The organism is Pseudomonas extremorientalis (assembly GCF_001870465.1).
Taxonomy (GTDB): domain Bacteria; phylum Pseudomonadota; class Gammaproteobacteria; order Pseudomonadales; family Pseudomonadaceae; genus Aquipseudomonas; species Aquipseudomonas extremorientalis.
This window is the reverse complement of sequence record NZ_MDGK01000024.1, coordinates 14,371-40,971: the sequence shown is the minus strand read 5'-3', so window position 1 is coordinate 40,971 and position 26,601 is coordinate 14,371. Positions and strand designations below refer to the sequence as shown.

Annotated in this window: 23 protein-coding genes, 1 tRNA gene and 1 pseudogene; 18 read left to right on the top strand and 7 right to left on the bottom strand. The window is 59.9% G+C overall.

Going from position 1 to position 26,601, the window contains the following annotated elements; genetic code table 11:
- Positions 1-90: 90 nt before the first annotated feature.
- The 5 genes from mgtA to BFN10_RS10590 all read left to right on the top strand — a co-directional run bounded on the left by mgtA (position 91) and on the right by BFN10_RS10590 (position 8,630).
- Positions 91-2,796 carry a magnesium-translocating P-type ATPase gene (mgtA, locus tag BFN10_RS10610; protein ID WP_071489644.1) on the top strand — a complete coding sequence of 902 codons (2,706 nt, stop codon included), beginning with the start codon at positions 91-93 and terminating at the stop codon, positions 2,794-2,796.
- Between the two features lie 16 nt (positions 2,797-2,812).
- Positions 2,813-3,529 carry an MgtC/SapB family protein gene (locus tag BFN10_RS10605; RefSeq protein WP_071489643.1) on the top strand — a complete coding sequence of 239 codons (717 nt, stop codon included), beginning with the start codon at positions 2,813-2,815 and terminating at the stop codon, positions 3,527-3,529.
- Positions 3,530-3,830: 301 nt separating this feature from the next.
- Positions 3,831-4,457: a response regulator transcription factor gene (locus BFN10_RS10600; RefSeq protein ID WP_071489642.1), complete on the top strand. Its 627-nt coding sequence runs from the start codon at positions 3,831-3,833 to the stop codon at positions 4,455-4,457.
- A 1-nt stretch (position 4,458) separates the two neighbouring features.
- Entirely contained in the window at positions 4,459-8,073 is a 3,615-nt protein-coding gene (locus BFN10_RS10595; protein ID WP_071489641.1) for a transporter substrate-binding domain-containing protein, read from the top strand.
- Between the two features lie 134 nt (positions 8,074-8,207).
- Positions 8,208-8,630 (top strand): ANTAR domain-containing protein, encoded by a 423-nt coding sequence (locus tag BFN10_RS10590; protein WP_071489640.1) that lies wholly within the window; start codon positions 8,208-8,210, stop codon positions 8,628-8,630.
- Here BFN10_RS10590 and dkgB read toward each other — a convergent pair.
- Complete coding sequence (dkgB, locus tag BFN10_RS10585) at positions 8,627-9,442, bottom strand: 2,5-didehydrogluconate reductase DkgB (RefSeq protein WP_071489639.1); 816 nt, start codon at positions 9,440-9,442, stop codon at positions 8,627-8,629. The two genes, BFN10_RS10590 and dkgB, sit on opposite strands and share 4 nt — an antisense overlap.
- Positions 9,443-9,637: 195 nt before the next feature.
- On the opposite strand from dkgB, the pseudogene BFN10_RS30120 reads away from it, so the two are divergent.
- Positions 9,638-9,927, top strand: a pseudogene (locus BFN10_RS30120) (hypothetical protein); the annotation flags it as partial.
- A 137-nt stretch (positions 9,928-10,064) separates the two neighbouring features.
- Here BFN10_RS30120 and BFN10_RS10580 read toward each other — a convergent pair.
- A complete protein-coding gene (locus BFN10_RS10580; protein ID WP_071489638.1) occupies positions 10,065-11,135 on the bottom strand; it encodes a 3-deoxy-7-phosphoheptulonate synthase in 1,071 nt (356 codons plus the stop codon).
- 608 nt (positions 11,136-11,743) lie between these two features.
- Here BFN10_RS10580 and BFN10_RS10575 point away from each other — a divergent pair.
- Both BFN10_RS10575 and BFN10_RS10570 read left to right on the top strand, forming a co-directional pair.
- A complete protein-coding gene (locus BFN10_RS10575; protein ID WP_071489637.1) occupies positions 11,744-12,493 on the top strand; it encodes a carbon-nitrogen hydrolase family protein in 750 nt (249 codons plus the stop codon).
- Complete coding sequence (locus BFN10_RS10570; protein ID WP_071489636.1) at positions 12,494-12,925, top strand: GNAT family N-acetyltransferase; 432 nt, start codon at positions 12,494-12,496, stop codon at positions 12,923-12,925. It begins immediately after the preceding gene.
- A gap of 35 nt (positions 12,926-12,960) precedes the next feature.
- Here BFN10_RS10570 and BFN10_RS10565 read toward each other — a convergent pair whose 3' ends face one another.
- Positions 12,961-13,200: a DNA-binding protein gene (locus BFN10_RS10565; protein WP_071489635.1), complete on the bottom strand. Its 240-nt coding sequence runs from the start codon at positions 13,198-13,200 to the stop codon at positions 12,961-12,963.
- Positions 13,201-13,282: 82 nt separating this feature from the next.
- Between BFN10_RS10565 and BFN10_RS10560 the strand changes: the two genes are divergently transcribed.
- The 5 genes from BFN10_RS10560 (at position 13,283) to BFN10_RS10540 (ending at position 16,998) form a co-directional block, all read left to right on the top strand.
- Entirely contained in the window at positions 13,283-13,648 is a 366-nt protein-coding gene (locus tag BFN10_RS10560; RefSeq protein ID WP_071489634.1) for a helix-turn-helix domain-containing protein, read from the top strand.
- Between the two features lie 151 nt (positions 13,649-13,799).
- Positions 13,800-14,441 carry a response regulator transcription factor GacA gene (gene gacA / locus BFN10_RS10555; RefSeq protein ID WP_003190387.1) on the top strand — a complete coding sequence of 214 codons (642 nt, stop codon included), beginning with the start codon at positions 13,800-13,802 and terminating at the stop codon, positions 14,439-14,441.
- A 1-nt stretch (position 14,442) separates the two neighbouring features.
- Positions 14,443-16,266, top strand: coding sequence for an excinuclease ABC subunit UvrC (gene uvrC / locus BFN10_RS10550; protein WP_071489633.1), 1,824 nt, complete (start codon positions 14,443-14,445; stop codon positions 16,264-16,266).
- Positions 16,267-16,298: 32 nt separating this feature from the next.
- Positions 16,299-16,859, top strand: a complete 561-nt coding sequence (gene pgsA / locus BFN10_RS10545; RefSeq protein ID WP_003232771.1) for a CDP-diacylglycerol--glycerol-3-phosphate 3-phosphatidyltransferase — start codon at positions 16,299-16,301, stop codon at positions 16,857-16,859.
- Positions 16,860-16,922: 63 nt separating this feature from the next.
- Positions 16,923-16,998: transfer RNA gene (locus tag BFN10_RS10540), tRNA-Gly, on the top strand.
- Between the two features lie 187 nt (positions 16,999-17,185).
- On the opposite strand, the gene BFN10_RS10535 is transcribed toward BFN10_RS10540, so the two are convergent.
- Complete coding sequence (locus tag BFN10_RS10535) at positions 17,186-18,400, bottom strand: MFS transporter (RefSeq protein ID WP_071489632.1); 1,215 nt, start codon at positions 18,398-18,400, stop codon at positions 17,186-17,188.
- A 98-nt stretch (positions 18,401-18,498) separates the two neighbouring features.
- Here BFN10_RS10535 and BFN10_RS10530 point away from each other — a divergent pair, with 98 nt between their 5' ends.
- The 3 genes from BFN10_RS10530 (at position 18,499) to BFN10_RS10520 (ending at position 22,265) form a co-directional block, all read left to right on the top strand.
- Positions 18,499-19,449, top strand: coding sequence for a LysR family transcriptional regulator (locus tag BFN10_RS10530; protein ID WP_071489631.1), 951 nt, complete (start codon positions 18,499-18,501; stop codon positions 19,447-19,449).
- Between the two features lie 404 nt (positions 19,450-19,853).
- Positions 19,854-21,218 carry an ArnT family glycosyltransferase gene (locus tag BFN10_RS10525; RefSeq protein WP_083351565.1) on the top strand — a complete coding sequence of 455 codons (1,365 nt, stop codon included), beginning with the start codon at positions 19,854-19,856 and terminating at the stop codon, positions 21,216-21,218.
- Between the two features lie 9 nt (positions 21,219-21,227).
- Entirely contained in the window at positions 21,228-22,265 is a 1,038-nt protein-coding gene (locus BFN10_RS10520) for an alpha/beta hydrolase family protein (protein WP_071489744.1), read from the top strand.
- Here BFN10_RS10520 and BFN10_RS10515 read toward each other — a convergent pair.
- Positions 22,248-23,183: a LysR family transcriptional regulator gene (locus BFN10_RS10515; RefSeq protein WP_071489630.1), complete on the bottom strand. Its 936-nt coding sequence runs from the start codon at positions 23,181-23,183 to the stop codon at positions 22,248-22,250. The genes BFN10_RS10520 and BFN10_RS10515 overlap by 18 nt on opposite strands.
- A gap of 137 nt (positions 23,184-23,320) precedes the next feature.
- Here BFN10_RS10515 and BFN10_RS10510 point away from each other — a divergent pair, with 137 nt between their 5' ends.
- On the top strand, positions 23,321-24,652 hold the full coding sequence (locus tag BFN10_RS10510; RefSeq protein WP_071489629.1) for an MFS transporter: 1,332 nt from the start codon (positions 23,321-23,323) through the stop codon (positions 24,650-24,652).
- Between the two features lie 19 nt (positions 24,653-24,671).
- Positions 24,672-25,421: a creatininase family protein gene (locus BFN10_RS10505; RefSeq protein WP_071489628.1), complete on the top strand. Its 750-nt coding sequence runs from the start codon at positions 24,672-24,674 to the stop codon at positions 25,419-25,421.
- Here the strand turns inward: BFN10_RS10505 and BFN10_RS10500 are convergent.
- Both BFN10_RS10500 and BFN10_RS10495 read right to left on the bottom strand, forming a co-directional pair.
- Positions 25,415-26,266, bottom strand: coding sequence for a DUF4198 domain-containing protein (locus BFN10_RS10500; RefSeq protein WP_071489627.1), 852 nt, complete (start codon positions 26,264-26,266; stop codon positions 25,415-25,417). The genes BFN10_RS10505 and BFN10_RS10500 overlap by 7 nt on opposite strands.
- An 8-nt stretch (positions 26,267-26,274) precedes the next feature.
- On the bottom strand, positions 26,275-26,598 hold the full coding sequence (locus BFN10_RS10495) for a hypothetical protein (protein WP_071489626.1): 324 nt from the start codon (positions 26,596-26,598) through the stop codon (positions 26,275-26,277).
- Between the last annotated feature and the right edge of the window lie 3 nt (positions 26,599-26,601).

Sequence of the window (26,601 nt, the reverse complement as noted above, 5' to 3'; positions counted from 1 at the left end):
GGCGGGCCAAAGTGGCTGTGCCTGTAAAAAGGGCGCGGCGCACAAGGCAGTACCTGCACGACGGTTTTTTCCTCGCGCAGGAGTAACACCATGAACCTCACTCTGCTCAAAGAGTTCTTTGCCGGCTTCCTGCGGACCCGGCACATCGCCCGGCATTTCCGCCGCCTGGCGATGCTCGAAACCGTGACCGACGCCAGCGTCAGCCGCGAAGTGCCGCCGACCCTGGCGCAAACCCTGGTGGTCTCGGCCAACAGCAGTGCCGTGCAATTGCTCGGTACCCTGGGCAGTCACGCCGAGGGGTTGAATACCCAGGAAGCCGACGCCCTGCGCGTGCAATACGGCCTCAACGAAGTCGAGCATGAGCAGCCGCTGCCTTGGTGGGTGCACCTGTGGCACTGCTACAAGAACCCGTTCAACCTGCTGCTGACGTTGCTGGCGGTGATCTCGTGGCTGACTGAAGACATGAAGGCCGCCACGGTGATTTTCTCCATGGTGGTGCTGTCGACGCTGCTGCGTTTCTGGCAGGAGGCCAAGTCCAACAAGGCTGCCGATGCCCTCAAGGCGATGGTGAGCAACACCGCCACCGTGTTGCGCCGCGATGAAGCCAAGCGCATCGAACTGCCGATCAAGCAATTGGTGCCGGGCGACCTGATCGTGCTCTCCGCCGGTGACATGATCCCTGCCGATTGCCGCGTGCTCAGTGCCAAGGACCTGTTCGTCAGCCAGGCGGCGATGACCGGCGAATCGATGCCGGTGGAAAAGTTCGCCCAGCAGCAGGACGCCAAGACCCGCAACCCGCTGGACCTGGAGAACATCCTGTTCATGGGCACCAACGTGGTGTCCGGCGCGGCGACGGCAGTGATCCTGACCACCGGCAACAGCACCTATTTCGGGGCGCTGGCCCAACGTGTAACCGCCACCGACCGTGCAACCACCTCGTTCCAGCACGGCGTCAACAAGGTCAGCTGGTTGCTGATCCGCTTCATGTTCGTGATGGCGCCGCTGGTGCTGTTCATCAACGGCTTCACCAAGGGTGACTGGACCGAAGCGCTGTTGTTTGCGCTGTCGATTGCCGTGGGCCTGACCCCGGAAATGCTGCCGATGATCGTGACCTCCACCCTGGCCAAAGGCGCGGTGTTCCTGTCGCGCAAAAAAGTCATCGTCAAGCGCCTGGACGCGATCCAGAACTTCGGCGCCATGGACGTGCTGTGCACCGACAAGACCGGCACCCTGACCCAGGACAAGATCTTCCTGGCGCGCCATGTGGACGTGTGGGGCGAAGAGTCCGATGACGTGCTGGAAATGGCCTACCTCAACAGCTACTACCAGACCGGCCTGAAAAACCTGTTGGATGTAGCGGTGCTGGAGCACGTGGAGGTGCATCGCGAGTTGAAGGTCGGCACCGCGTTCCAGAAAATTGATGAGATCCCGTTCGACTTCAACCGCCGCCGCATGTCGGTGGTGGTCGCCGAACAGGGTCAACCGCACCTGCTGATCTGCAAGGGCGCCGTGGAGGAAATCCTCTCGGTGTGCAACAACGTGCGCCATGGTGAGACCAATGAGGCGCTGACTGAAGAGTTGCTGGCGCGCATTCGTCAGGTAACGGCAGCGTTCAACGAAGAAGGCCTGCGCGTGGTCGCCGTGGCCGCACAGCCGATGGCACCGGGACGTGATACCTACAGCCTGGCGGATGAGAAAAACCTCACGCTGATCGGCTACGTTGCCTTCCTCGACCCACCGAAGGAAAGCACCGCGCCCGCGCTCAAGGCGCTGAAAGCCCACGGCGTCGCCGTGAAAGTGCTGACCGGTGACAACGAACTGGTCACCGCCAAGATCTGCCGCGAAGTGGGCCTGGAGCAACAGGGCCTGCTGATGGGCAACGACATCGAGGAAATGACCGACGCCGAATTGGCCAAGGCCGTGGAAACCACCAACGTGTTCGCCAAGCTGACGCCCTCCCATAAAGAGCGCATCGTGCGCCTGCTCAAGGCCAATGGGCATGTGGTGGGGTTCATGGGGGATGGCATCAATGATGCGCCGGCGCTGCGTACTGCCGACATCGGTATTTCGGTGGACAGTGCGGTAGACATCGCCAAGGAAGCGGCCGACATCATCCTGTTGGAAAAGAGCCTGATGATCCTGGAGGAGGGCGTGCTGGAAGGCCGGCGCACCTTCGCCAACATGCTCAAGTACATCAAGATGACCGCCAGCTCCAACTTCGGCAATGTGTTCTCGGTGCTGGTGGCCAGTGCGTTCATTCCGTTCCTGCCGATGCTGCCAATGCATCTGCTGGTGCAAAACCTGCTGTATGACATTTCGCAGATTGCGATCCCGTTCGATAACGTCGACGACGAGATGCTGAGTAAACCCCAGCGCTGGCAGCCAGGAGATGTCGGCCGTTTCATGCTGTTTTTCGGGCCGATCAGTTCAATTTTTGACATCACCACGTTCGCACTCATGTGGTACGTCTTTGACGCCAATACCCCCGACCACCAGACCCTGTTCCAGTCCGGCTGGTTCGTGGTGGGGTTGCTGACCCAGACGCTGATCGTGCACATGATTCGCACCCCGAAGATTCCGTTCCTGCAAAGCCGTGCGGCGATGCCGTTGATGGCGATGACTGGCGTGATCATGGCGGTGGGGATTTTCCTGCCGATGGGGCCACTGGCGCACTACTTCAAATTGCAGGCGCTGCCGTCGCTGTACTTCGTGTTCCTGCCGGTGATCCTGCTGGCATACATGGCCCTGACCCAGGCGGTGAAGGGGTACTACATCCGTAAGTTTGGCTGGCAATGAACAGGGAAGATTTCCTATGCAAGCAATCAACAACATCAACCTCCAATCCCTGGTCGACACCCTGGTCAGCCTCACCGCAGCCTTCATCCTGGGTGGCCTGATCGGTTTTGAGCGTCAGTACCGCCAGCGCACGGCGGGCCTGCGCACCAACGTGCTGGTGGCGGTGGGCGCGGCGATTTTTGTCGACATGGCCAGCCGGCTCGGCGGCGCGGAAGGCGCGGTGCGGGTGGTGGCCTATGTGGTGTCGGGCATCGGCTTTCTAGGTGCCGGCGTGATCATGCGCGAAGAAGGCAATGTGCGCGGGCTCAACACGGCGGCCACCCTCTGGGCGTCGGCGGCGGTGGGCGCTTGCGCGGGCGCCGACCTGGTCCTCGAAGCGCTGCTGGGCACGCTGTTTGTGCTGGCGGCCAACACCTTGCTGCGTCCCATCGTCAATAACATCAACCGTCAGCCACTGGACGTGGTGTCGGCGGAAGTCACCAACATCTTGTACGTGATTGCCCGGCGTACCCAGCAAAAGGCCGTTCTGGCTTTGCTGGAGGCCGAGCTGGCGCGCTGTAACTACCCAGCCAGCGATGTGGACGTGCGGCCTTTTGGCACGGAAGAAGTGGAAATCGAAGCCACCCTGGCCGTGACCTCGGTAGACGGTGATGAGCTGGACGCCCTGGTGGCGCGAATTTCGATGTCGACCCTGGTGGTGCAAGCGTTCTGGAGCCCCAGTACCACCGAGTAGTCCCCGCCTGTCGGGCCTTGCCCCGCGCAAAGCTGGCTATGCTATGACAAGGAAAAGTCCTACAAGTATTGGAGACTATCCCTTCATTTGAGCGGACACGCCGTTGTTAAGGTTGCGCGCTTGCGTCTTCCCAGGAGGCAGGGCGCAGCTCTACGTGTTTAGCGTGTTCTATCAAAAGGAGGGGTCTGTACTGCCTGAAGTGTCATGCAGAGTAATCAGTACCGTTTGTCGGAACTGTTACTTTTCACAGGTAGATAGGTCCCGTGTGATATGTAAGCGTACTGATCCCTCGGGGAGTCTTATGAGCAAAGCTTTAATTGTGGACGATCACCCTTTTATCCGCGCCACCGTGAAGTACCTGTTGAAGCAGGAGGGCTTCGATACCATCTTTGAAGCGGGCAACGGCGCCGACGCCATGCAGATTGCTCGGGAGGAGCGCCCGGATCTGGTTATCCTCGATCTGGCAATGCCAAAGCTTGGCGGGCTGGAGGTGATCAGCCGGATAAAGGCGCTGGGACTGCCCTGCAAGATCCTGGTGCTCACGTCCTACCTGGCGGTATTTTTCTCAACTCGCTGCATGCGCGCCGGGGCCATGGGCTTTGTTGCCAAGACCGGTGAACTGGACGAGTTGCAAAAGGCGATCAGGGCCATCAGGGCCGGTTACAGTTGCTTCCCGAGCACGGCCACCAGTTCCGTGCGCCGCGACGATTTGCAGACCACCGAACAGGAGTTGGTGGAGGCGCTGTCCGACCGCGAATTGACGGTACTGCAAAAACTGGCGCTGGGCCTGGACAACAAGTCAATCGCCGAGGATATGCTCTTGAGCCACAAGACCATCAGCACCTACAAGACCCGCCTCAAAGAGAAGCTGCGCATGTCCTCGGTGGTGCACCTGTCCAAGTTTGCCCAGCGCAATCATCTGATCTGAAATGACCATCTCCCGGCTGGTGACATTCACGGCCATCCTGCTGATGGGGCTGTTGCCCTGTGCAGCGATGGCCCTGGACGAACCGCATGCCCTTCGACTGCTCGGCCATTCCACCCTGGAGCACCCAACAGTAGCGCTGGATGACAGCGACTGGCAGTGGTTGCGCGAGCGCCGCACGTTGGTGATGGGCGTGTCGGCACCCGACTACGCACCGTTCGACCTGAGCAACGACAACGATTTTGAAGGCATCACGGCTGACTACACGTGGCTGATCAGCCTGATCTTGAATGTACCTATCGAGGTTCGGCGCTACGACACCCGTGATGAAGTGATCGAGGCGCTCAAGCTGGGCGAGGTGGATCTGGTGGGGTCGGCCAATGGTTATGAGGCGGCCGACAAGGCGTTGGTACTGTCGCGTTCCTACGCCAATGATCAACCGGTGCTGGTGACCCGCACGGGTGAAAGCCATTCCTTGAGCGCCGACCTGGCCGGCAAGCGCGTGGCGATGCTCTACCACTATATGCAACCCGAAGCTGTCCAGGCCTTTTACCCCCAGGCGCAACTGTTGTTGTACGGTTCGACTCATCAGGCCATCGGTGCCGTGGCTTTCGGCCAGGCGGATGTCTACCTGGGCGATGCCATCAGCGCCCGCTATCTGATCAACAAGAACCACCTTAATAACGTGCGCATGGCAGACTTCTCCGCGCTGGAGGTCAACCCGTTCGGGTTCGCGTTTACTGCCGACAACCAGCGTCTGTTGACGATCATCAATGCCGCGCTGGCAGTTATCCCGGCCAGCCAGCAGATGGAAATCCTGCGTCGCTGGAGTGCCGGCGGCAGTGGGTTCCTGGAGGCTGACCGATTGCGCTTGAGTGACAGCGAGCAGCGTTGGCTGGAGAAGCATCCCCGGGTGAGAGTGGCAGTACTGGATAAGTTCGTGCCGCTGTCATTTTTCAATGAGCAAGGGCAGTTCGCGGGGTTGAGTGATGAGGTCTTGTCGCGTATCAGCTTGCGCACGGGCTTGAAGTTCGAGGTGGTGCAGGGCAGTTCGCTGCCTCGGCAAGTCGACGAGGTCAGCGCCGGCCAAATGGACATGCTGGCGGTGATCACGCCCAGTATCGAGCGTTCCGAAAAGGTTCGCTTTACCCGGCCTTACCTGTCCAATCCCTATGTGCTTGTGGCGCGCGCCGACGACCAACGTCTGCTGACCCTGGAGGACATGCCGGGGAAACGCCTGGCGGTCATCGGTGGCAACAGCCTCGCTGCGCAAATCGCGCAGGACTATCCGGGGATCGTGTTTGTCGACGTCGAAAACCCTGAGCAGGCTATGGAATGGGTGGCCAAGGGCAATGCCGACGCGACAGTCATTTCGTTGATCAGCGCACGCTACATGATCACGCGCAGCTATCGCGATCGTCTGCGTATCACCAGCACGGTCGGTACGGAACCGGCGCGGATTGCCTTCGGCGTCAACCGCAGCCAGTTGGAATTGTATTCGATCCTCGAGAAAGCGCTGTTGAGCATTTCGCCTGAAGAAATGGACGGACTGACTAATCATTGGCGCAGTGAAATCATCATTGAAGACAGCTACTGGGTCAGTCATCGCAATGTAATCATCCAAGGGTTTGGCCTGGCCGCATTGTTGTTGCTGATCACCCTGGGTTGGGTGTTCTACCTGCGTAACCTGATTCGCAAGCGTGCCCAGGCCGAACGCGCCTTGAGCGACCAGATGCGGTTTATGAGCGTGCTGATCGACGGCACGCCTCACCCGATTTACGTGCGCGACCGCCAGGGGCGCTTGATGGCGTGCAACAACGCGTACCTTGACGTGTTCGGCTTCAAGCTGGAGGACGTGATCGGCAAGACCGTTGTGGAGACCGATACGGGCAACCCGCCCCAGGCCCAGTCGTTCCATGCCGACTACCTGGACTTGATGGCGCGCGGTGAGCCGCAGATTCACGACCGGGTGCTGAAGGTGCCCGGTGGCGGTGTGCTGACGATTTACCAGTGGATGCTGCCGTACCGTGATAGCAACGGTAACGTGGTGGGCATGATTGCCGGTTGGGTGGATGTGAGCGAACGTCAACGCCTGTTGGGCGAACTTCGGGAAGCCAAGGAAGAAGCGGACGCCGCCAACCGTGCCAAGACCACGTTCCTGGCGACGATGAGTCATGAGATCCGAACGCCGATGAACGCGGTGATCGGCATGATTGAACTCGCCCAGCAAAACGCTGAGCAGGGGTATGTGGACCGAGATGCGCTGGAAGTGGCGTCGGTGGCTTCGCACAGCTTGCTGGAGCTGATCGGCGATATCCTGGACATTGCGCGAATAGAAACCGGCCACCTGTCCCTGACCCTGGAGCCGGCCAACCTGCACGAGCTGTTGGCCTCTGTGGCGCGGGTGTTCGAAGGGCTGGCGCGGGACAAGGGCCTGTTGTTGCATGTCGAGCTGGACCCGATGATCGACCGGCCGGTACTGGTCGATCCGTTGCGTTTCAAGCAAGTGGTGTCGAACCTGTTAGGCAATGCCATCAAATTCACCTCTTCCGGTCACATACGCTTGGGTGCCCAAGCCGCATCGGTGTTGGCCGGGGAGCATTTGAATCTGCGGCTTTGCGTGGAAGATACGGGGATCGGCATCAGTGCCGAAGATCAGCTGCGTTTGTTCAACCCCTTCATCCAGGGCAGCAATAACGAGCAATCGGCACGTAGCGGTTCGGGCCTGGGGTTGGTGATCAGCCGTAACCTGTGCGAGATGATGGGCGGCCAGCTGCACCTGAGCAGCGTGCTGGGGAAGGGGACGCGGGTGGATGTGACACTGGCACTGGCGTTGACCACGGCAGCACCGGTTTGCTCATCTGTCCCCTGTGCTCCTGTCACGCAGGCATTGAAACTTCTGGTGGTCGATGACTATCCGGCCAACCGCTTGCTGCTGGCTCGACAGTTGACCTTCCTGGGGCATCACATCGTTACGGCCGAGGATGGCGCCGAAGGCTTTGCACTTTGGCAAGGCGGGTATTTTGACGGGGTGATCACTGACAGCAATATGCCCGTCATGGACGGCTACACGTTGGCGCGTAATATTCGTGCCCAGGAACGGCAACGTGGCCTGGTACCTTGCCTGGTACTGGGATTTACCGCCAACGCCCAGCCTGAGGAAGTCGAGCGCTGCCGACAGGCCGGCATGGACGGTTGCCTGTTCAAGCCGACGGGACTTGACGATCTACGTGCGGCCTTGGCATCGCGCACGGCCAGCGCTGCAACGGATGAAGCCCAAGCGCAATTTGATTTGGGCTCGCTGGCGATGCTGACAGGTGGCGACACGGCTGTGCTCAACGACTTGCTGGCACCCTTGCTCACTAGCCTTGCAGAGGACCTCCGAATGCTGTCGACCCTGCAGGACCGGGCCGATTTCGCCAAGTTGTATGACCTGGCTCATCGTGTCAAAGGCGGTGCGCGCATGGTCAAGGCCCAGGCGCTGATCGCCTGTTGCGAGGCTTTGGAGGACGCGTGCGAAAGGCGCGACGGCGATGCGGTGGCGGTGGCGGTGGCGGCATTGAGCGTGGCTATCGATGGTTTGCATCATGGCCTGAGTCAGTACTGCAAGCAGGCTTGACCGAAGCGGACAGCCGCTCGGCAGGTTTGGGAGAACTCCTACATAGAACGGGAACAAGCCTGATTTTATCGTCGGCATATGTCTGGAAAATGGGCCTCGCTCACTGACGAGCACTGCCTGCCCAGGGGTTCGCCATGCCAAACAAAGCACTGACCATCCTGATTGCCGATGAGCAACACCTGCAACGCCTGTATATCGAAAAAATGCTCAACCAGTTGGGTTATCACCGGATCGTTCCGGTGCAGACCTTCGAAGAGGTCCAACTGCTCACCGCCATCCCGGCGCAGCCGTTCGATGTCCTGATCATCAACGCGGGGCTGGCGATCCACACCTGCGGTCCTCAACCCCAGGTGCATCATGTGCTGGTCTATGATCACCTGGATCTGGGCCTGTCTGCCGACGCAACGCCGGCGGTGCTGGTACGCCTGCCCGGCGTGCCGGACAACGTCAACCTCGAACACTTCATGGACATCATCGACCCGCCCGTGGCCGCCACAGGCCTGCGCGTGCTGCCATGGCTGCGGGAATTATCCCGCACGCCTGTGGCCGGAGTTTAGTCCCACTGCGGGGCGATACCCTTGGGGCTGGTCAGGCGATGACCGCGTTCCAGCTCGGCAATCTGTACCATGTCGGCAGGGCTCAAGGTCAGTTGCAGGGCCTTGAGGTTGCTTTCCAGGTTGACGCGTTTGGTCGACGACGGGATGACGGCGTAACCCAGTTGCATGGCCCAGGCCAGCGTCACTTGCGCCGGGGTCGCCTGATGGCGTTCGGCGATTTGCCGGATCACCGGGTCCTTGAGCACTTCGCCGTAGGCCAGGGTCATGTAGGACGTGATCTGGATACCGTTGGCGGTGGCGAAGTCCACGACCTTGCGGTTTTGCAGGTAGGGGTGCAGCTCGATCTGGTTGGTGGCGATATTCTGCGCACCCACCGCCGCAATCGCTTGCTTCATCAGGTCGATGGTGAAGTTGGAGATGCCGATCTGTCGGGTCAGGCCCAGGCGCTTGGCTTCCAGCAACTGGCCCATGAACTCGGCGACAGGCACCTGGTCTTCCGGCGAGGGCCAGTGGATCAGGGTAAGGTCCAGGAAGTCGGTTTTCAGTTTGCGCAGGCTTTCTTTCAGGCTTGGAATCAACTGGCCGTCGGCGAAGTTGGCGATCCAGATCTTGCTGGTGATGAACAGCTCATCGCGCGGGATGCCGCTGTCGGCAATGGCCTGGCCGACGTCGGTTTCGTTCTCGTAGATTTGCGCCGTATCGATGACGCGGTAGCCCAGCTCGAGGCCGGTGCTGACGGAATCGATCACCACCTGACCTTGCAGACGGAAGGTGCCTAGGCCAAAGGCCGGAACGTTTTGCGTGGTGGACATCAGTAACTCCTGAAGGGGGGAACAATGGAGTCGAGTATCCGCCTGTTGCTCCTTCGGAAAAACCGTCGAACCCGAAAAGGACTCTTTACCGCAGATCACGAATTTACGGGGGGCTGGATGGGTGTCGCCGGGCTTTCGCGACGATGTAGAGTCATGCTGGCGACTCAATCCAAGGAAACCTCCGCATGACCCAAGGCCATCTGGGGCAACCGTGAGGCCCTCGATGCCATGCTCGACGCCGCCCTGCGCACCGAAGCCGATGCCGCCCTGTTAGTGCTGGACTACCCGGCCGAGTTGACGGAGGAGTTGGACTGCCCGCTGGTGGTGCTGCCATGTAACCCGGACTTTGCGCTGTTCGCCCGGGCGTTCGGCTGCACCGTGAACCAGCTCCGCAACCTGGATTAATTGCAGACGGACCTGCGCAACGTGTTTCCAAGGCAATGGCGTGACCCTGATAGAGCATGAAACATGCCTGCGCTGTTTGAGGAACTCACGTGAAGGTTTTTGATTGTTCACGCCCATCCCGAGCCGCAGTCGTTCACAGCGGCACTGACGCCTGGTGTTTGCGAAACTCGAGCAATTTGATGAGGCGCCGTACACGATGTGGCAGCGCCTTGGTCGTTCAGCCTTGTGCGCGAAGACGCTCGGCAGCGCTACGCAACAACTGCTCGGTGGCATCCCAGCCCAGGCAGCCATCGGTCACCGACACGCCGTACTTCATCGATGCGCTCAACGGCTGGCAGCCTTCGAACAGGTGGCTTTCGAGCATCATGCCGATCAGCGACGTGTCGCCCTGCAAGCGATGCTCCAGCACGTCGTTGAACACCGCCGGTTGACGCAGCGGGTCTTTGCCGCTGTTGGCATGGCTGCAATCGACCATGATCCGCGCCGCCACCTTGGACTTGGCCAGGTCGTGTTTCACCTGCGCCACGCTTTGCGCATCGTAGTTCGGCCCACGGTGGCCGCCGCGCAGCACCAGGTGGGTGTCGGGGTTGCCCGGGGTCTGGATGATCGCCGGGTGCCCCTGGCTGTCGACGCCGAAGTGACGGTGCGGGTGGGACGCCGAGCGCATCGCGTCGCAGGCAATCGCCACGCCGCCGTCGGTGCCGTTCTTGAAGCCCACGGGCATGCCCAGGCCGCTGGCCATTTCGCGGTGGATCTGTGATTCGGTGGTGCGTGCGCCAATCGCGACCCAACTGAGCAGGTCATCGAAGTAGCCGGCGGCCATCGGTTGCAGCAGCTCAGTGGCGACCGGCAGGCCCAGGCGCAGCATTTCGCGCATCAGTTCGCGGGACAGGCTGAGACCCGCGGCCATGTCGTCGCTGCCGTCCAGGTGCGGGTCGTAGGCAAGGCCTTTCCAGCCGATGGTGGTGCGCGGTTTTTCGACGTAGGCGCGGATCACCAGCAACATCTGGTCGCTCACTTCGAGTGCGAGTTTCCTCAGGTTGCGTGCGTATTCCATGGCCGACTCCGGGTCGTGGATCGAGCACGGGCCGACGATCACCAGCAAACGTGAATCCTGACCATTGAGGATAGCGCGCACGGCGTGGCGATGGGCGTGGACTTGTTCATTGAGGAACGGGCTGAGCGGCAGCTTGAGCTTTAAATCAAGCGCGCTGGGCAAGCGCTGGGTCAGGGCTTCATTGGCGCTGGTCAGGGCAGAAACGGGCAGAGCGGCGGTGGCAGAGTTCATATTCAAGGCTTCCTGGGCAAGCGGCGGGCTGTTCCCGCGCGCCTGGCCCTACTGGGGTGTTCGACAGTGGGCCGTATTGGCTGTGTGTGTTGGCTTGCCACCCATAGGTGACCGATCGGAGGCGGCAGGCTGTCCCGAGCGGAGCTGGCTAAATCGCCATGCAGTGGAAGTGTCGTAGCGGTAATAGGTGGCGTAGTTCATGTCGTGTGTCCTTTAAGTGTTCGTCAAAAAATATTGGGGCCTGAAAAAACAAAACCCCCGGTCGGGGAGCCGACCGGGGGTTTGGATTTCTCTGGTAGGCGACCCCTTGAGTAGTGGGCGCCGATTTCAGGTATCAGGCGCGCCAGTGGCTAAACCAATACCCAAAATAAAAGCTGACCAGTGCGCTCGAACCGTTCACACGGGTAGCCGATACCGAGCGCGGGGCGCTGGCAACAGGGCAAACCTGAGTGGGGGTGAGTTGCAACATGGTGTGTCTCCAAATGATGGGGGGAGCTTACTAGAGGCACGCAGGTGGATTCAATCAGTAATTTCTATTGCGCGGGGGTACTGACCGCTATCGACCGCGATATGCTTGCAACACCTTGGATGATTGCCTGGACGCGACCATGACTGCCCTGACCCTTGCTGCTGCTCAATCTGTTTCCATCGCGGGCGACGTGCCGGCCAATATCGAACGGCACTTGGCCCTCATGCACGCGGCGGCCGAACATGGCGTGCACGTGCTGGTATTTCCGGAACTGTCTTTGACCGGCTATGAACCATCACTCGCGGCCGAATTAGCGATTGCTCCCGAAGACGCGCTGCTGGCACCGCTGCGCGAAATGGCACGGGAATTGGGCTTGACGGCGGTGGTCGGCATGCCGATTCGCCTGGCACCTGGGGCAGGTGTGCTGATCGGCGCGCTGGTGTTGAGGGCAGACGGTTCTCTTGCGGTGTACACCAAGCAGCATCTGCATCCAGGCGAAGAAGCGGCGTTTGCCCCAGGGCAGGGGGGAGCGGCGCTCGACATCGGCGATGAGCGGATTGCGCTGGCGGTGTGCGCGGATTTCTCCCGCGCCAGTCACCCGCGCCAGGCGGCCCAGGTGGGCGCCACTGTCTATGCCGCCGGTGTGTTGATCAGCGAAGGCGGCTACGCAGCGGACAGCGCGTTGCTCCAGGGGTATGCGGCCGAGCATGGCCTGGTGGTGCTGGTAGCCAACCATGGCGGGCCATCGGGTGGCTATGTGTGTGCCGGTCGCAGCGTCATTTGGGCCGCAGATGGCCGTTTACTGGCTGCTGCGTCGGGCCTGGGTGATGCGCTGGTAATCGCCCGTCGTCATGGCGCCGTGTGGGCTGGCCAAGTGGTAGCGCTGTAAATGGCGTTTCACCTGCGCGCTGCGACGGACCAGGACTTGCCGTTCGCCCGAACCCTGACCTTTGAGGCCATGAGTCGCTATTACCTGCAATACGATCTGGTGTGGTCCAACGACGGCTTCGATGTGGCTTGGGCGGGCCGCGAAAACTGGCTGATCTGCAACGACGAGACCGTGTTGGGCTTTATCAGTTTGAGCCGCGACAGCCGCGCACTCTATATCCGTGAGCTGCATATGCTTGCGGCATGTCGTGGGCAGGGCGCGGGCAGTTGGGTCTTGGAGCAGATGGCGCTCAAAGCTCAGGTCCTGGGGTTGCTGCGTCTGACCGTGTTCAAGACCAATCCGGCCCGAAGGCTCTATCAGCGCATGGGGCTGAGTATCGTCGGTGAAGAAAACTGCTTCTGGCGCATGGAACGTCTCTGTCCATCAAGCTAAACCACGCACCCAATTCTAATAAGCGCATACTGGCTTCAGGAAATGACCTCCTGATCGTTTTTTTGAGCATCAGCCTCAGAATGGATGATCCCTTCTTTCATGCCCAAGAGGACCGCTACCTTATGGGCCTCTCCACGTCGTCCCTTTTTGCGCCCAGCGAGCACTTGATAGGTGGTTGCCGGATCAACGCCATGTTCACGCGCGAACGCTTGAACTGACTTTCCTTGATGTTCCAGCCAGGCCTTGGCTTGTGCGGCAGTACGGATTCCGGGCATAGTTCAAAACCGTTCAAGTTTGTTTAGCAAAAAGATGAGTGTGTCACCTCTTGGGGTGTCCCAGCCAGGATCATACATCCAAATGAGTGGAATCGGTTCGCGTTTGAGGCAAGAAAGGGAGCGACTTGGCTTGTCGCAAAAAGTTTTTGGTGAAATAGGCGGCGTTGAAGCCAACGCACAAGGTAAATACGAAAGTGGAGGACGGGCGCCTAAAGCGGACTACCTGTCGCGTGTCGCCGAGAAAGGTGTGGATGTGCTGTACGTGTTGACCGGTACGCCTACCCCGATTCAACTGGATAACCTGAGCCAGGTTGAAGAAAAAGTATTGGGTGACTACCGTGCGATGTTCAAGGAAGACCAGGCTGCAATCCGTCGCTTGACGTCAAGCCTGGCCGAGCACTCCGTGTCACTGAATGGAAAAAGCAGACCGCAGCCCCAGGATTCCTGACCTGCTGCCCAACAAATAGAGCCGTCCACCGCAGGGTGGACGGCTGCTGTGTATTCAAACTCTATATATATGACGCTTGCAGCTAGGTCTGCGCCTTGGTTTTTTGCTAAGGTGTTCAGCAACCTATAAGACCATATCGCGAGGTGTCTGCTTGATTAGGGTGCTAGTAGTCGATGACCATGATCTCGTTCGTACAGGCATTACACGAATGCTGGCTGACATCGATGGCCTGCAAGTAGTCGGTCAGGCCGAGTCCGGGGAAGAGTCCCTGATCAAGGCCCGGGAGTTGAAACCCGATGTGGTACTGATGGACGTCAAGATGCCCGGTATCGGTGGTCTTGGCGCCACGACCAAATTGTTGCGCAGCCACCCGGACATCAAGGTCGTGGTGGTGACCGTGTGTGAAGAAGACCCGTTCCCGACGCGCCTGTTGCAGGCCGGCGCGGCCGGTTACCTGACCAAGGGCGCCGGCCTGGCCGAGATGGTGCAAGCCATTCGCCTGGTGTTTGCCGGGCAGCGTTACATCAGCCCGCAGATCGCCCAGCAACTGGCCATCAAATCTTTCCAGCCCACCAGCGACTCGCCGTTCGATGCGCTGTCGGAGCGGGAAATCCAGATTGCCCTGATGATCGTCGGCTGCCAGAAGGTGCAGACGATCTCCGACAAGTTGTGCCTGTCGCCCAAGACCGTCAACACCTACCGTTATCGCATTTTCGAGAAGCTCGCCATCAGCAGTGATGTTGAATTGACCCTGCTCGCGGTGCGCCACGGCATGGTGGACGCCAGCGCCTGACATGACCACACCGTTTGATCCCAGTGCCTTCCTCTCGACCTGCAGTGGCCGCCCCGGCGTGTACCGCATGTTCGACAGCGAGGCGCGCCTGCTGTATGTCGGCAAAGCCAAGAACCTGAAGAACCGCCTGGCGAGCTACTTTCGCAAGAGCGGTCTCGCGCCGAAAACCGCCGCGTTGGTGGCGCGCATCGCCCAGGTCGAAACCACCATCACCGCCAATGAAACCGAAGCACTGCTGCTTGAGCAGACGCTGATCAAGGAGTGGCGGCCGCCTTACAACATTCTGCTGCGCGATGATAAGTCCTACCCCTACGTGTTTTTATCCGACGGCAACTTCCCACGCCTGAGCATTCACCGAGGCGCGAAGAAGCAGAAGGGCAAGTATTTCGGGCCCTATCCCAGCGCCGGCGCGATCCGCGAAAGCCTGAGCCTGCTGCAAAAGACCTTTTTTGTGCGCCAGTGCGAAGACAGCTTCTACAAGAACCGCACCCGGCCGTGCCTGCAATACCAGATCAAGCGCTGCAAGGCACCCTGTGTGGGCCTGGTGGAGGCGGCCGAGTACGCCGAGGATGTGCGTCACTCGGTGATGTTTCTCGAAGGGCGCAGCAATGCCCTCACCGACGAACTCTCCGGCGCCATGGAGCAGGCGGCCAGCACCCTGGATTTCGAAAAGGCCGCCGAACTGCGCGACCAGATCTCCCTGCTGCGCCGCGTGCAGGACCAGCAGAGCATGGAAGGCGGTACCGGTGACGTCGATGTGATCGCCGCCTTCGTCAACCCGGGCGGTGCCTGCGTGCACCTTATCAGCGTGCGGGGCGGGCGGGTATTGGGCAGCAAGAACTTCTTCCCGCAGACCGGTATCGACGAAGACGTGGCTGAGGTCATGGCGGCCTTCCTGGGCCAGTACTACGTGAGCAGCCCGGAGCGCGACCTGCCGTCGGAGCTGATCGTCAACGTGGTGCACGAAGACTTCCCCACGCTGATCGAGGCCATCCACGAATTGCGCGGCCGCGAGCTGGACATCAGCCATCGCGTACGCGGCACGCGAGCCCGTTGGCAGCAACTGGCCGTGACCAATGCCGAGCAGGCCCTGGGCGCACGCCTGGCCAACCGACAGCACGTCGCCGCACGCTTCGACGCCCTGGCCGAAGTCCTCAACCTGGACGAGCCGCCGCAGCGCCTGGAGTGTTACGACATCAGCCACTCCAGTGGCGAAGCCACGGTGGCGTCCTGCGTGGTGTTCGGGCCGGAAGGGCCGATCAAAGCCGATTACCGTCGCTACAACATCGAAGGCGTCACCGCCGGCGATGACTACGCAGCCATGCACCAGGCCCTGACCCGGCGTTTCAGCAAGTTGAAGGACGGCGAGGGCAAACTGCCGGATATCCTCCTGGTGGACGGTGGCAAGGGCCAGCTGTCCATGGCCCGCGACGTACTCAACGAACTGGCGGTGCCCGACCTGATCCTGCTCGGCGTGGCCAAGGGCGCTACGCGCAAGGCCGGTTTCGAGACGTTGTACTTGAATGATGCCGCCCATGAGTTCACCTTGAAGGGCGACTCACCGGCGTTGCACCTGATCCAGCAGATCCGCGATGAGGCGCACCGTTTCGCCATTACCGGTCACCGCGCCCGACGCGGCAAAACCCGGCGAACCTCAACCCTGGAAGGGGTGGCGGGCGTCGGGCCGACACGGCGACGCGACTTGCTTAAACATTTTGGTGGCTTGCAGGAGCTATCCCGTGCCAGCATTGACGAAATAGCCAAAGCTCCCGGTATCAGTAAAAAGCTCGCTGAGTTGATTTATGCGAATCTGCACAGCGAATAGAATGCCTTTCCACCTCGTAGCCAGTTGTGCCGATGAATATCCCTAATCTGATCACCGTTCTACGCGTCCTGCTTATTCCTATTTTCATCCTGTTGTTTTATTTGCCGTACGAATGGAGCTATGCGGCCTCCAGCTCCGTCTTTGCCTTCGCGGCTGCCACCGACTGGCTCGACGGCTACCTGGCCCGTCGCCTGGAACAGAGCACGCCGTTCGGCGCGTTCCTCGACCCGGTAGCGGACAAACTCATGGTGGCCGTCGCCCTGGTCCTGCTGGTGCAGGAACACGGCAACCTGTGGCTGACCCTGCCGGCCGCCGTGATCATCGGCCGCGAAATCGTGGTGTCCGCACTGCGCGAATGGATGGCCGAAATCGGTGCCCGCGCCCACGTCGCTGTCTCCAACATGGGCAAATGGAAAACCGCCGCGCAGATGCTCGCGCTGGTGATCCTGCTGGCCAACCCGTCGGACTTCTCCTTCTGGGTGTTGACCGGCTACGCCCTGCTGCTCATCGCCGCCGGCCTGACCTTGTGGTCCATGCTCCAGTACCTGCGCGCTGCCTGGCCGCATCTGCGCACCACCGTTGAAAAGAAATAAAACATTTTCGAATCAAGGGGTTGACCGGTTCTGATAATTCTATAGAATGCGCATCACCAAGACGCGGGAATAGCTCAGTTGGTAGAGCACGACCTTGCCAAGGTCGGGGTCGCGAGTTCGAGTCTCGTTTCCCGCTCCAAACACAAAAAAAAGCCACTCTAACGAGTGGCTTTTTTTTGCCTGCAATTTACTGGGTGGGCGCTTCGTCCTCTTTTTTCGTGACTTTGATTTTTATCGACGTGCACGGGCAAATGGACTCATTTGGTGCAGAGTCGTGTCCGCCATTCGGCCAGTCTCGATTGCCGATTGTTAGCACAGCTCAACGGTCAACGCCTGAAAGCATGCCTCTTGGCCACCGAGACCATCATCAGCGCCGGCAGCAACAACGCCAGCGCTACCCAGGGAATAGCGCTTGCCCCCCAGGTTTCCAAGAGAACGCCACCGATCACACCGCTGCCTGCAAACGCCAGGTTAAAGACGGTGACCAGCATCGATTGCGCAATGTCAGCGCCGTCTCCGGCAACTTCAGCCAAGGCGGTTTGCAGTAAGGTTGGCGCGCCACCGAAGCTCATCCCCCACAAGACCATGCTGATGTAGATCGCACTGGCGGGCAGGTCACCCAGCCCAAGGACAAACGACACCAGGGTGAATGCTGTCAGGCTGAGCAGTACCAGGCTACGAAGCCTGCCATGAATCAGCGTGCCGATCATCCATAGACCGAACAAGGCCGCAATACCGAATGCAAGGAGGCCCTGATCAACCTGATCGGCCAAGCCAACAGAAGCCAGGAACGCAGCAATATAGGTATAGAAGGTGTAATGGGCCAGGATCCAGACCATGACCACCGCCAGTACCGGCCGCACCCCCGGGGTTTGCAAGACCCTGCGCAGCGGCAGGCGTCGATCGGCGTGTTGTCCGGGGTAATCAGGCACTTTCAGATAGATCCAGGCCATCAGCAAAAGGCTGAGTCCTGAGAGCGTCCCGAACACGCATCGCCATCCCAGCAGTTTGCCGAGCCAGGCACCCAGCGGTACGCCCAGGGCAAGTGCCAGAGGGATACCGAGCATGGCCAGCGCCATAGCGCGACCTTGCAGTGGTGGGGTGACCAACCGTCTGGCGTAGCCGGCCAGCAGGCTCCAGGCCAGACCGGTTGCAATACCCACCATGAAGCGAGCCGCCAGCGTCAATGCAAACCAGGGCGACAGGGCGGTCACCGCATTGCAGGCGCAAAACACCCCGACCGCCAGTAACAGCACCCCGCGCCGACGCCAACCCTGCAACGCGAGCGTCAAAGGAATAGCCGCCAACCCTGAGCCCAGTGCACACAGCGTCACCATCTGACCGGCCCATGCTTGCGACACACCAAATGCTTCGGCGATTTGCGGCAAAAGTCCTGCCGGCACCGTTTCGTTGGCGGTGGCGATAAAGCTACCCAATGTCAGCGCCAACAGGACCGTCAGTGGGAGACCCTCGGTAGTGAGGTGTTCGATATTGCTCGATGTTGTGAAAGAGCCATTTTCAACCTGTGATTTGCCGGTCATGACTTGTGCTCAATGGGAGAGGAGGCATGAGTGTGATGAATTGCCTACGATTTGATAATTGGCTTAACATTTGATGAACTATCAAATTTGAATTGAATATGGCCACTGACCGATTGGGTGATATGCGTTTGTTTGTCGAGGCGGCAGCACTCGGCAGCCTGTCTGCCGCAGGGCGCAAACTGGCGCTGTCGCCAGCCGCGGCCAGCGCGCGCCTTATCAAGCTTGAGGCGGCGCTGCGCACCAAATTGTTTGATCGCACAACGCGTCAGTTGCGCCTTACGGAAGAAGGTCGGTTTTACTTGCAGCAATGCTGGGTCGCATTGCGGGCGATTGATGAGGCGGAAGCGGGGCTTCAAGCCAGTCAAACTGAGGTGCGTGGCAAGGTACGGATATCCGCGTCTGCCGATTTTGGCCGCAATCTTTTGAATGACTGGCTTGAGGCATTCAGTAAGTTGCACCCGGAACTGTCCGTTGCGCTGACGTTGTCGGATTCGGTGTCGAATCTGCTGCAGGACGATATTGATCTGGCAATCCGGTTTGGGCAGCCACATGAAAGCTCGATGATCGCCAGGCAGTTGGCGCCCAACTGGCGAGTACTGTGCGCTTCGCCTGACTATCTGGCGCGATACGGCGAACCGCAGACCCCTGCTGACCTGGTTAACCACAAGTTCATCGTGCTGGTGACTGGCGCAGGGCCCTTGAACACGTTTAACTTTGTGGTGGACGGTCAGGCATGGAACTACACCGTACCTATGAGCCAGGCATGGGAAACCAATGATGGCGCACTCGCGCGTGCATGGGCGTTGGCCGGGCATGGCATTGCACGCAAGACCATCTGGGATGCGGCAGCCGATATCTGTGCTGGACGACTGAACGTCCTGTTGCCTGACTTTTGTGTCCCAGAGGCCGGCGTCTACGCGGTGCTACATGGCAACCGTTACCGGGTTCCCCGCGTGCGTGTATTGCTGGACTTCCTTATCGAACAGTTCGATTGCGCAACCGATCAGTTGTTGTCAGGCCTTGAAATGCCTGATGCCAGGAGGCTGTAAGCCACGCGATCTTATGAAGAGGGATTGAGGGGGAGAACAGGGAGTTGATGTGCGGATAACTGATTGATGTACCACCGGGTGTCTACCCTTGCTTTTTGCTCTTGTTCCGAATTTTCGCACGGACTGCTTATTTTTCAAGGTGACCGGATTGTTTATAAAACTATTCCTTGGTGCCTCTTCACATGACGCACACAACAAGGCGCTAAATTAAATTCAGTTGAAGTTTTTCTTAGGCTGACTTCGCATTTTTTTAACGCATGTTCAGCGAATGTTCAGAATGCCACGGCGAGTTGCCGGGTTGAATGAATACAGTGTGCGGCCTTTACAACTCTTCACTTTTCCAATCTGGAACGCCTGAAAAGCAAAGTGCTAGTCTGCGCTTTTTTCAGGGACGGCAAGGTCGTATGAATAAGCTAAAGGAAGTGGCTGTAAAAAAGCCCTGTTCATTTATTTTTGTCGTCGCGTTTATTCTATTGGCTGTCTTGCAATACAAGCCCGCCGTGCTCAATTACACCACGCGCTTTGTCGACTTTGCCCAATATATGCTTGCGCACGGCGTCACGCTGTTTCCAATCGCCGAAGATCTGCAGCCTTACCCCGATTACACGGTGATCAATACACTCCTGGTTTATCTGGTGTCCTTGCCGTTTGGCCGTGTCTCCATTCTGTCGATGGGCGTGCCTTTTTGCGTCGCTGCCGCGTTGATGTTGGTGTTCATTTATAAATTGGGGGCTTTGCATGAGAAGAAGTGGGGCGCCTACGGGGTGGTGTTTGCGCTGTTCACCTGGTCATTTCTGGATGGCGTGAACTCCCTGGCGCTGGATGTGTACCCGGCACTTTTTACGGTGGTGTGCTTTTACCTGGCCTACGCGGGCGAGGTGCACCAACAGCGTTATCGGTTGCCGCTGGTACTCGCGGGCCTGGCACTGGGCTTTGCGTTTCGTGGCCCGATCGGCCTGATCGGACCTGCCAGTGTCGTCGCCTCTTATTACCTGTTGAGCCGGCAGTGGCGCATGCTGGTGGTGTTCTCATTATTGGCGGGCCTGGTCCTGGCCACGGGTATCGCGGTGCTGACCTGGGCGGCCTATGTGCAGGGCGGCGATGCTTTTCTGCAAGAGGTTTTGATCATGCAAGGACTCGGGCGGTTCGGCAGTGATCACGCGCCCCGTTATTACTTCTACTTTTCGGCAGGCTTGCTGACCTACGGTGTCACCGCCTTGATTGCAGTGAGTGTGATCATCAGGAAGGGCAAACACTTTTTCGACAGTACGCCTCATGCCGCCACGAACATGCTCCTGTACCTCACCGGCTGGCTCCTTGTGATCATTGTGCTGTTCACGATTCCAAGTTCGAAAAAGGCGCGTTACATACTGTCGATCACGCCAGCTATTTCGTTGTTGGCGGCCTATGTCTTCGTGGACCGCAGTGAAATGTTTGCAAACACCCGGAAAAAACTGCTTGGGTTCTGCCTGGAGTTGCCGCTGATAGGCCTCGTGATGCTGTTACTTGCCTATGGGTACAGCTTGTATGCGGTGACCCCGCTGCAGCCCAACTACCTCGGTGCCTGCCTGGGTCTGATTACGCTAGTCGCCGTGCGGCCCTGGTTGGAATCACGTTTTCACGGGCATCCCCATCGTGAGTTCGTCATCTTTTCTTTCGGGGCTGTCACCTTTCTCATACTGGATATGTTTTTCTTCAATTGCGTTACTTACCATCTGGAGTTGGCCCATGAGCCGACGCCTAAATTCCTGCCTTATTGGTTCTGGTGAACAGTGGGCGTGCAAAAAAAGCTGGCGGTTTTTGCGGGCGCAGGCATCTGCGCGGTACTGCTGGCATTGGCGGTAGTCGTCCTGCAAAACCTGTCCGATATGGAACTGAAGGACGCTCGGGTTTCGACGCTGACGTTTCGCTCTGGCGATGCACAATTGGTCGGAACGCTGGCCTTGCCATTGAATGTCCAGGCGCCGCCCGTGGCGCTGATCATTCATGGGGATGGTCCCATGGACCGCTTCGCAGCCCACGGCTACTTCCCGCTGATCAACAGTTTGCTCGACGCTGGAATCGGCGTGTTTACCTGGGACAAACAGGGGATCGGCGAGAGCACAGGCCATTGGCTCAGCCAGTCGATGGCGGACCGTGCCACGGAAGCGGTGGCCGCGCTCGCCCAGGTTCGCAAGCAGGAGGGGGTTGCTCCGGATAAGGTCGGGTTCCTGGGTTTTTCCCAAGGCGGCTGGGTCATTCCGCGTGCCGCCAGTGAAGGAGCCCCTGGATTTTCAGTGATTATCGGCGGGGCCGTGAGCTGGCGCCGACAAGGCATGTACTACACGCAGGTGCGTTTGGCGGAGGAAGGCCGTTCCCAGAATGAGATCGACGCCATTATCAAAGAGCAATACGAGAAGAACGACAAGGTTTTCGGCACAGCGAATCAAGCCTACAGTCCCCACCTGTTTCCCGGTATGGACCGCGCTCATTTCAACTTCGTCCAGAAAAACTACAACGAAGAGGTGACTGGCGCAGTGAAAACCATGCAAGGCCCGGTGCTGGCGGTTTGGGGCGACCAGGACCTGAACGTCAATACGGCCGAGGACTCAAGCGTCTACAGGGAGATGTTTGCAGGCGCCAGGGATAGACACGTTGTGGTCATCCCCAACGCCACCCACAGTTTGTTGAGGGCCGGCCTGTTCAATGATCAATTGGTATCGCAATGGCCTGTGTGGAAAGAGTCTGCGTTCATGGCACTGGGGCGCCACGCCTATGCGCCGGGTTCCCTGGAACTCATAAGTCGCTGGGTCAAGTCCTCAACGTCGGGGATGTGAATCGCTCTGCGCTTTAAACATCGGCAACCGCTCCAGCATCCACGTCAACAATTCCTGAGCGGGTGCCGCCAGCGGTCTTGAGGCCTTCACCAACAGCTTGGCCTCCACCCCCAGCAACAGCGGATGGTCGATCAGCACCGATGCCAGCTCGCCGTTTTCAATTTCCCGATAGGCCGCGAACTCCCCGGCCAGCGAGGCAAAGCCGCCAGTGGCAACCAGGCGCTTGAGTGCCGCCAGGGAGTTGCTGACCAGGGTCGGGCGTACTTCGATCTTCTCGGCGTATTCCAGCAGGGTGATGGCATGGCCAATACCAAATGTGGTCGGCGTCAGCACCAATGGGCATTCCAACACCTCCGTCACGGTCGCCATGGTGCCACGCACCGCCAGTGGATGGTCCGGGCGCACCAGCAACATCACCGGCTGCAGCGAGGCGGCGCGGTAGTCGATGTGTGGATGGGGCGGCGGGTTGTAGGCCAGGCCGATATGCGCACGGTTTTCGGCGACTTCGTTGAGCACATCGTCCACCGGCAGGATGTCCAGGGTGACTTCAAGCCTGGGGTATTGCTTGCTGAAAGGCGCGAGCACGTTGTCGACCAGCGCATCCACATAGCCTTCGCTGATCACCACCCGCACATGGCCTTGCTGCAGGCCCTTGATGGCTTGCAACTGGTCTTCGAGTTTTTCCTGGTGCGAGCGATAGCCGCGCCAGAACTCCAGCAGATGCGCCGCCGCCTCGGTGGGCTGAACGCCACGGGCCTGGCGCTCGAACAGCTTGGCGCCCAATTCCTCTTCCAGCAGCTTGATCTGGCGGGTGATCACCGAGGGCGAGGTGTTGATGCTGTCCGCCGCCCCCCTGATCGAACCGTGCACCAACACTTCGTGGAAGTAGCGAAGACGTTGTTGATTGATCTCACGCATGAAGGATGACCCGCTCCAGAAGTTGTGTTGCCTACAGAGCAACGCTAAGTGAACTTAGTTGCTCTTGCTGCTTATCGTGGGCCGGCGCACCCTGAATTGGCAAGTACGCAGACCCACAAAAACAACTGGAGACTCGTATGCCAACCTCCCTGGCGCCGGCAGAAAGTGCAGCCATTTCTGCCCTCTACCACAAGCTCAACTGGCGGCTGTTGCCGCTGTTGTTCATCGGCTATGTCTTTGCGTACCTGGACCGCATCAACGTAGGCTTTGCCAAGCTGCAGATGCAAAGTGACCTGGGCTTGTCCGATGCTGCCTACGGCGCCGGCGCGGGGATTTTCTTTATCGGCTACGTGCTGTTCGAACTGCCCAGCACCCTGATGCTGCCCCGCATCGGTGCGCGTAAAACCTTTAGCAGGATCCTTGTGCTGTGGGGTATTACCTCGGCGTGCATGTTGTTTGTACGGGACGTGCCGACGTTCTATGCGATGCGTTTTCTGCTCGGCGTATTCGAAGCCGGGTTCGCTCCCGGCATGATCTATTACCTGTCGCGTTGGTACGGCCCGAACCGCATGGCGCGGGCGATTGCCGTTGTGTTTATCGCCGGCCCCATGGGCGGCATTCTGGGCGGACCCTTGTCGGCCTGGCTCATCACCACGCTTGCCGGTGTCGGCGGTCTGGCCGGCTGGCAATGGATGTTTTTGATTGAAGGCTTGCCCTGTGTATTGCTCGGCGTGCTCATGTACTGCGTGCTGTCCGACCGGCCCGCCGATGCGCCTTGGCTGAATGAGGCGGAAAAACAGCTGCTGGAAACCGAACTGGGCACGGCGAATGCCCGCAGCCATTCGTTCCGTGCGGTACTGCGCGACCCTAAGCTGTATGTCCTGGCTTCGGCGTACTTCTGCATCATCTTCTCGATCTACGCCATGAGTTTCTGGCTGCCGGCGATCATCAAGACCCTGGGCCTGCAAGACACCCAGCAAGTGGGCTGGTATGCCGCCATGCCCTATGTCGGGGCGGCACTGGGCATGTACTGGATCGGGCGCCGTTCGGACCGCCTGGGCGAGCGCCGGCTGCACTGCGCCGTCCCGGCGGCCACCGGTGCGCTCCTGCTGATGCTCTATCCCCTGGCGGGCGGCCACCTGGTGGGGTCGATGACCCTGCTGATCCTGTCGATCAGCATGATGTTCATGGCCTACACCGTGTTGTGGGCGATGCCCTCCGAGCACATCAAGGGCGACGCGGCCGCAGGCGGCATTGCCTTGATCAACACCATCGGCCTGTCCGGTGGTTTCTGGGGCCCGGCCATGATCGGCTGGGCCAAAACCGCCACCGGCAGCTTGAACACGGGGGTCGTAGCCGTGGGCTGCGTGTTCCTGTGCGCGGCGTTCGTGATCATCGCGACCAAACCGCGAACGCGCACCGGCTCGGCGGGCGAATACAGCACGGGTCGAGTGGCCCGCCATCATTGAAAACCCTGAGGAACCCAAGATGCTTCTATACCTGTCGACCTGGGCCGAGATCGGCCACTTTCTCGAGCGCAGCCGCACCATTGTCATCCCCATCGGCTCCAACGAACAGCACGGGCCGACCGGGCTGCTCGGCACCGACTGGATGTGCCCCGAGATCATTGCGTGTCAGGCGCAAAAAAGCGCCGATATCCTGATCGCGCCGACCTTCAATATCGGCATGGCCCAGCACCATATCGGCTTCCCCGGCACGATCTCATTGCGGCCCTCGACGTTCATTGCCGCGATCAGCGATTGGGTGCATTCGCTGGCGGCCCATGGCTTTGAAAAGATCCTGTTTCTCAATGGCCATGGCGGCAACGTCGCGTCCATTGAAGCGGCGTTTTCCGAGCTGTATGCCGAAGCCAGCTTTGCCCGTCGCCCGGCGGGGTTCGCCCTGAAGTTATGCAACTGGTGGGACCTGGAAGGCGTGGGCGAACTGGCCAAGGCGCAGTTCCCCACCGGCCACGGCATCCATGCCACGCCGTCCGAGATCGCCGTGACCCAATGGGCCTACCCGGACTCGATCAAGACCGCCGACTACTCACCCCGGATCGCGCCGTGGGGACCGATCCGCGAGGCCTTCGATTTCCGCGCCCGCCACGTCGACGGGCGCATGGGCTCGGACCCGGCGCAGGCCTCGCCGGAGAAAGGGCGAGACCTGGTGATGATGGCGGCACAGGGCTTGATTCGCGAAGTCGAGGCGTTCAGTCGCGAGCCAATAGCTCAATGAGCGATACCTGAGTCCTTGCCGGGCACCATGTCCCTGGCCTGCACCCACAACACCGCATCCTGCGACAGCGGCTTGCCCTTGTGGGTCTTGGTCGCGCCGATGTCGAGCGCGGCAATGCCCCACCAACCGGCGCGGGGCAGGCCCAGGGTCACGATGCCCTGGGCGTCCGCGTAGGTGCTCTGAGCGTTGAATGAAGCTTGCGGCGCGGTGACGTAGGCTGCCTGGCCGAAGCTGTTCTGCTCGATATCGACGGCATGGTTGAGGTATTCGATTTCGACTTCGGCGAATGGCACCGGTTTGCCATCGGCCAGTACCACGGCGCGGAACACGCCACCCGTCCAGTTTGCGTAGGGTTTGCTCAGCGGCTGGATCTCCACCGGCAAGCCCTGCGGCTCGGCCCAGTCGCCGGGGACGCCGCCGACGTTGACGATCAGCTTGGTGAACTGTTGGATGTACAGGCCTTCCTCGGCTTCCAGGTAGGGTTCGGGTTCGAGGACGAAAATATGGTCGCCCAGCGAGCGCATCAACTCCCGCGGGATTGAAGCACGATAGGCCGTCGCCTGGTTGTCGCGGCTCTGCCACTGCACCGGCCGCAGGTATTGGCGTAGGTCGATGGTCTTGCTGCCGTGGGCGCTCACCTGGCTGAACGCCCGGGGCTTGTCCATCACCAGGGTGGGGCCGCCGGAAAAGGGGTGGGTGAACACCAGCGCAAACTCCAGCTTATCCCCGCGCTGTGGCGCCGTGTCTTCGACGTAGAGCATCTGGAAGTGGGCCTGGGCGGCACAGGCCACGCAGCCGAAAGTGGCGCCGGCGAGGGTTTGGAACAGTCGTCGTGTGAAGGTCATGGTCTGTTTCACCTGGAAATGTCGGCGGACTGGATGGTCGCGTCATGGTTGTCGCCACCCAGGAACAACACGGTGTAGTCGCCTGCGGGGGCCTGGAACGTATAGGTGTTGTCCGCGCCGATGCTGCCTTCGAGCAGCAGCTTGTTGCGGGCATCCTGGACACGGATTTTTCTCCCGACGGCGGAGCTGCCGTCGGTGTAGCCGGCCTCGCATTTCACCTGGTCATCGTGTTCGAGGTAGCAGTCGAACACCGGGCCATGGGCGAAGGCCGCCTGGCAGCACGACAGGGCTGCTGTCATCAGTATCAAACGGGTTGGACCCAAGGGTTTCATGAG